5 protein-coding genes are annotated in these 6,555 nt (G+C 61.6%); 1 reads left to right on the top strand and 4 read right to left on the bottom strand.

All coding sequences use genetic code 11. From position 1 onward, the window contains the following. The 4 genes from AC3WRI_RS32670 to AC3WRI_RS32655 form a co-directional block, all read right to left on the bottom strand. The coding region (locus tag AC3WRI_RS32670; RefSeq protein WP_492294989.1) for a hypothetical protein at positions 1 to 282 on the bottom strand (282 nt) is incomplete at its 3' end. Between the two features lie 578 nt (positions 283 to 860). Beyond that, the gene (locus tag AC3WRI_RS32665; protein ID WP_037025429.1) at positions 861 to 2,636 is read right to left on the bottom strand and encodes an acyl-CoA dehydrogenase; all 1,776 of its coding nucleotides are present in this window, start codon (positions 2,634 to 2,636) and stop codon (positions 861 to 863) included. Between the two features lie 110 nt (positions 2,637 to 2,746). Further along, a complete protein-coding gene (locus tag AC3WRI_RS32660) occupies positions 2,747 to 3,802 on the bottom strand; it encodes a phosphotransferase family protein (RefSeq protein ID WP_011617163.1) in 1,056 nt (351 codons plus the stop codon). Between the two features lie 40 nt (positions 3,803 to 3,842). Next, positions 3,843 to 4,631: an SDR family NAD(P)-dependent oxidoreductase gene (locus AC3WRI_RS32655; protein WP_011617164.1), complete on the bottom strand. Its 789-nt coding sequence runs from the start codon at positions 4,629 to 4,631 to the stop codon at positions 3,843 to 3,845. Between the two features lie 214 nt (positions 4,632 to 4,845). Here AC3WRI_RS32655 and AC3WRI_RS32650 point away from each other — a divergent pair. Continuing rightward, a partial coding sequence (locus AC3WRI_RS32650; RefSeq protein ID WP_492294988.1) for a fatty acid--CoA ligase occupies positions 4,846 to 6,555 on the top strand: 1,710 nt, incomplete at its 3' end.

Genomic DNA, 6,555 nt, shown 5'->3' with positions numbered 1-6,555 from the left:
CCACTGGAAATAACATCGCAAATCTATATAACCAAAAGGCTTATGATAGCGGATTCCCGTATCTTGGCTGGAGGCCTGTTCCGTAGTGTCAACGACTGAACTGGGCTCTGTTGCAAAGATTCCCGGGCGAAAATCCTCCAGGAGCTCTTCCAGCATCTCGCGGATGTAATAGATCGCCCCGTCCCCTTCAGTCGATAACCCAGCCGCGGTCAGCAGTCCCCGGTAATTCATGAGCTGAACTAGGCGCTCAACTCGAATGCACCCTTCTTGGTATGAAATCATTTGCTTTATCTCCCCAAGGGTGCCCTTTTCCGCTGTGTATATTCGTTGGCGCTGCACGCCGCTTGTCTACTCTAGCTTTCCCTCATCTTGCAAGGCTGCTATTTCGACAAGGTCAACTGCCCAGAAAAGTCGTTTGTGTACGCGCTCTATGATGCATTAAGGTTCTCACGCGATGAACTGAGACAGATGTTGATAGAGCTAGGATTGATATCCTCCGGCTCACGTTAGCTCCCACCATGAGTCAAAGGGACTGCGATTCCTGCTGACTCGAACTTTTGACTCCGCAGCCGTTACCCAGTTCGAAAGTTGGGTGGAGACCGAGACGTGCAAAGAAGGCTTGAGGATGGAGACTGCCCAAATCCGTGATCGAATGGCGCCTCCCGGCCATGAGCGGCCAATGGCTTTCTACGATGCAACGGCCGAATCTGTACAGCTAACAGTCATCCACAAGATATGAGCGCACCAATAACCACCACGGCTGTCCCTCAATTGCCCAGCCTATCAAGACCATAAGAAGCTCATTTGACGGCACAATCAAGAGCTGAGATTTCGCCAGAGCGAACCAGTCGGTCGTCACGTTAAACCCTAAAGTAGGTCACCTCCACATCTCCAGCCGTCGCGGCGGCACACATAGCCGAAGACTGCGAAAGGACGTGCTCCGCGAAGAAAAGCGCCGTGGCGATCTTGGCGGCGTAGAAGTTCGGATCCTCGGCCGATTTTGCATCTGCAGCGAGCATCGCCCTGGCCAGTTGCCAGCCGGAAAATACGATGCCGCACAGCTTCAGGTACGGCACGCTGCCGGCAAAGACCGCGTTCGGATCAGCCTTGGCGTTGGCAACGACAAATTCCACCACGGCTTCCAGCGCGGCGCGGCCCCTGGCCAGCTGCGCCTGCACCGCGGTGAAGGCAGCGCCGCCGTGTTGGCCCAGCGCGGCTTCGGTTTCCACAATCTGCGCACAGATAGCGCGCGCGACGGCGCCGCCGTCGCGCACGGTCTTGCGGCCGACCAGGTCGTTGGCCTGGATCGCCGTAGTGCCCTCGTAGATCGGCAGGATGCGAGCGTCGCGGTAATGCTGCGCCGCGCCGGTTTCCTCGATAAAGCCCATGCCGCCGTGCACCTGCACGCCGAGGCTGGTGACATCGATCGACAGTTCGGTGCTCCAGCCCTTCACCACCGGCACCATGAACTCGTAGAACGCCTGGCTCTGCCCGCGCACGGCTTCGTCGGGATGCTGGTGCGCCGCGTCGCTGGCGGCCGCGGCCACGTAGGCCACCGCGCGCGCGCCTTCGGTCAGCGCGCGCATGGTCATCAGCATGCGCTTGACGTCAGGGTGGTGGATGATGGTCACCGCCTCGCGCGCCGAACCATCGACCGGGCGGCTCTGCACGCGCTCGCGCGCAAAGGCCACCGCCTGCTGGTAGGCGCGTTCGGATACGGCGATGCCCTGCATGCCGACCGAGAAGCGTGCCGAGTTCATCATGATGAACATGTACTCGAGGCCGCGGTTTTCTTCGCCGACCAGCGTGCCGATCGCGCCGCCATGGTCGCCGAACTGCAGCACCGCCGTGGGGCTGGCCTTGATGCCCAGCTTGTGTTCGATCGAGACGCAATGCACGTCGTTGCGCGCCCCGGTGCTGCCATCGTCATTGACCAGGAACTTGGGCACGATGAACAGCGAGATGCCCTTCACGCCTTCAGGCGCGTTAGGAGTGCGGGCCAGCACGAGATGCACGATGTTCTGCGCCATGTCGTGCTCGCCGTAGGTGATAAAGATCTTGGTGCCGAACACCTTGTACGTGCCGTCGCCCTGCGGCTCGGCGCGGGTGCGCACCGCGGCCAGGTCCGAGCCCGCCTGCGGCTCGGTCAGGTTCATGGTGCCGGTCCACTCGCCCGAGATCAGCTTGGGCAGGAAGGTGGCCTTCTGGGCGTCGGAACCTGCCGTCAGCAGCGCCTCGATGGCGCCGTCGGTCAGCATAGGACAAAGCGCGAATGACAGGTTCGCCGAGTGCAGCATTTCGTGACAAGCAGTCGCGATCAACTTCGGCAGCCCTTGACCACCGAACTGTTGCGAATGTTGAATTCCCTGCCATCCGCCTTGCGCGAATTGCTGGAAGGCCGGTTTGAACCCCGGCGTCGTGATCACCTCCTCTTCCTGCCACCGGCTTGGCTCCAGATCACCGACTCGGTTTAGTGGTGCAACTACTTGCTCGCTAAACTTGGCAGCCTCCTCCAGGACAGAGTATGCGGTTTCCCGTGAAGCCTCCTCAAATCCAGGCAGTCTATTGATAGCCTCAAGACCGGCTAAGGTGTCCAAGACAAAAAACATTTCTTTAAGAGGAGCACGGTACGTCATTGGCTAGTGTCCCTAAATGAGCGAATTTGAGCGAAGTGCAAGAAGGCTGGGGGCTATTGCCTGGAACATGACCAAGACATAGCCAAGGAAGTGCGTCACCTATGTCCTCATCAGGACAGCGCATGCGCCTTACGATTGCGGATGGCCTCATAGCGCATCGCGTAATGCCATCCCAGGTCGGCTGTCGGTCTGGCCTTTCGGCCAGTCTCGACGGCATCCGCAGCGGCAGCGTTGCCTTGCCGTGCCCTCTCTGCAATACCAAACATAATGGCGGCCAACCTGAACAGGTTGTAGGCAATGTAGAAGTCCCAGTGCTCGAGACCCGCACTGCCGTTGGCTTCGGCATACCACTGCAAATATGTCTGTTCGCTCGGGATACCGAGGCCTGCGAAGTCGAGATCAGCGATACCGCGCCACAGCGATGAAGGGATGTGCCAGCTCAGGCAATGATAGGCAAAATCGACGAGCGGATCTCCCAGCGCGGACAACTCCCAGTCCAGCACCCCGATTACCCTGGACTCGCTCGGGTGAAAGACCAGATTGTCAAGGCGGAAGTCGCCATGGACGAGTCGCGTCTCCTCGACCGCGGGGATGTTCCTTGGGAGCCAGCTCATCAGCGCTTGCATGGCGGAACTTTCGAGCGCGCCAGTGGCGCGGCTCTGGCGCGTCCATCCGGCAATCTGACGCGCCAGGTAGTTACCGACAGGACTGTAGTCGGCAAGCCTTACGGCCTGGACATCGATGCGGTGCAGCGCTGCCATCACGCGATTCATCTCCGCGTAGATGGCACTCCGCTCGGCGCTTTGCATACCCGGCAGCGATTGGTCCACCATTACCCTGCCATCGAGGTACTCCATCAGGTAGAACGGGCTGCCAACCACGGACAGGTCTTCGCTGTACAAGTACACGGCGGGGACGGGCACATTACTGCCCTGGAGCGCGCTCATGACGCGAAACTCGCGGTCGATGGCGTGCGCCTTGGGCTGGATGTGCCCGGCAGGCTTCATCCGCAGCACGTAGCGGTGTGCACCGGAGGAGACCAGGAAAGTCGGATTGGACTGGCCACCGGTAAGCCGGGTGGCAGTAAGCGATGCCTGGTTGATCAGCCCGCGCGCGTGGAGCAGCCGGGCCAGCGCGTCCCAATTGCGGTAAGTCGTATCGTTCATTGGACTGTCCTTTGGCTGGTGTGGGAAATCGCGTGACGCATCAGAGCGAGCTGACCAGATGCCCGCCGTCGACGGGCAATACGGCGCCGGTGATGTAATCGGATGCCCCCGATGCCAGCAGCAGCAAGGCGCCATCAAGCTGGGAGGGCTGTCCCAGGCGCCGTTGAGGAATCCGCCGGACCATCGCTTGCCCGCTGGCCGTGTCGAAGAAGGCGCGATTAATCTCCGTAGCAAAGTACCCCGGCGCTAGTGCGTTGACGCGGATGCCATGGCGCGCCCATTCCAGTGCCAGCGATTGCGTCAGGTGGATCAAACCGGCCTTTGCGGCCGTGTATGCGGGAACCTGCTGCGCCACCCGCAGACCCAGAATGGAAGCGATATTGATGATGCTGCCCTGCCGGCCAGCTTCGCGCATCTGCTGCGCGGCGTACTGCGCCACACGCCAGGCGCCGGTGAGGTTGGTATCGATGACCCGCGCCCAATCCTGCTCGCTGGTCTCTAGCGCGGGCCCGGTGGTTGCAATGCCAGCACTGTTGACGACGATGTCCACAGTTCCCCGCGCCTGCTCGGCCTGGAAGAATGCGCCGGATACGGAATCGGGGTCACACACATCCAACTGCACAACACATCCGTCTGCGCCCATCGCCCGGATCTCTGCCAGCAAGCGCTCCCCTTCGGCGAGTCGGCGGCCGGCAAGCACTACGCGGCATCCAGCGTTTGCCAGGGTCAGCGCGAAGTGGCGGCCAAGCCCGCCGAATGCGCCGGTCACAAGTGCCACTTTGCCCTCCAGATCGGGAAAGACAGGTTGTGGACGAGGTGGGGAAGCCATATTTGCAGTCTCCTTCGACGCGGTTGTCGGAGCGCAGGTTAAGCCATCACGTCTGGGAAGCCAGCCACCCGAACGGGGAGGCACCTCACAATGCCCCCGGGGGCAACCCTCAGGATGCCCGGTGCCTCCCCTATTGGGGGGCTGGAAAGCCGTGCCACGGCGCTTACGCTGGCAGGCATCCGGCGTCCCTGGCGCTGCATGCAAGTCATGGCGCATGCTGCCCAGGCCGCTGCCACAGCGATCAAGGAGCTCCTCCGTGACACGGCCTACCCCAATCCACCGCACGCCGTCGGCGTATGCCTATCCGCTGCTGATCAAGCAGCTCCTGCACGCGCCGCTGGCGGTCAATCCGGAACAGGAAATCGTCTACCGCGGTCAGGTGCGGCACAGCTACTGGACCATGCGGCACCGAATCGGCCAACTGGCCAGCGGCCTGCAATCGCTCGGCATTGCACAGGGCGATACGGTGGCAGTCATGGACTGGGACAGCCACCGCTACCTCGAAAGCTACTTCGGCATCCCCATGATGGGGGCGGTGCTGATGACGGTAAATGTGCGCCTGTCGCCGGAACAGATCGCCTACACACTGAACCACGCTGGCGTTAGGCTTCTGATGGTCCACGCCGACTTCCTGCCGGTCGTAGCGGCAATCCGCGACCAGCTGGAATCCGTCGAGTGCCTGGTGCTGATCGGCGACGACACGCTCTCTCTCGAGAGCGCGCCGTTGGCCGAAGGCTTTGTCGCCGAGTACGAAACGCTGTTGGCCGCTTCGCCACCAGACTATCCCTTTCCCGACTTCGACGAGAACGCACGGGCAACTACCTTCTATACGACCGGCACCACCGGTTTGCCCAAGGGGGTGTATTTCAGCCATCGGCAGATTGTTCTCCATACGCTGGCGACCATGGCGGCACTGACCAGCGCGCCAACTCAGGGACGCGTGCATCGGGACGATGTCTACATGCCGCTGACGCCGATGTTCCATGTGCATGCGTGGGGAATGCCCTTCGTGGCAACGGCGCTTGGTATGAAACAGGTCTATCCGGGGCGCTATGCTGCGGACCAACTCCTTCAGCTGGTGCAGAGCGAGCGCATCACCTTCTCCCACGGAGTGCCTACGCTGCTCAACATGATCCTGTCGCACCCGGATTCGGCCGCGGTCGATCTGAGCGGCATGAAGATTATCGTGGGCGGGTCGGCGCTGCCCCGCGGCCTGGCGCAGGCCGCCATCGACCGCGGCATCGACGTGTTCACCGGCTACGGCATGTCGGAGACCTGCCCCATCCTCACACTGGCGCAGGTGAAGACCTCGCTGCTTGGCAATGCCACCACCGAACTCGACGTCCGCACCAAGACAGGCTTGCCGGTTCCGCTGGTCGACCTGCGCATCGTCGATGACGAGATGCGCGACATTGCGCACGATGGCAAGGCCAGCGGCGAAATCGTGGTCCGCGCGCCATGGCTCACGCAAGGCTATTTCGGCAATGCGGCGGAGTCCGAGCACCTGTGGGCCGGTGGCTACCTCCATACCAACGACATTGGCTCGATCGACAGCGATGGCTATTTGCAGGTCACCGACCGCATCAAGGATGTGATCAAGAGCGGTGGCGAGTGGGTGTCGTCACTGGAGCTCGAAGACCTGATTTCGCGTCACGCCGCGGTGAGCGAAGTGGCGGTTATCGGCATCAAGGATGCGCGGTGGGGCGAACGCCCGCTGCCGTTGATCGTATTGCGGCCGGGACAGTCGGCCGGAGCAGAAGAGATCCAGGAGCATCTGCGCGATTTCGTCCGCCGTGGCGCGATCTCGAAGTATGCGGTACCGGAACGGGTGCTCTTTGTCGAGGCGATCGAAAAGACCAGCGTGGGCAAGATCAACAAGCGCCTGCTCCGCGACAAGTACCAGGCCGCCCCGCCCCCCTCCCCC

The sequence above is a fragment of the Cupriavidus sp. FW305-27 genome (genome assembly GCF_058787995.1).
The sequence above is the reverse complement of the archived record's forward strand: the minus strand, read 5'-3'. Positions and strand labels throughout refer to the sequence as shown.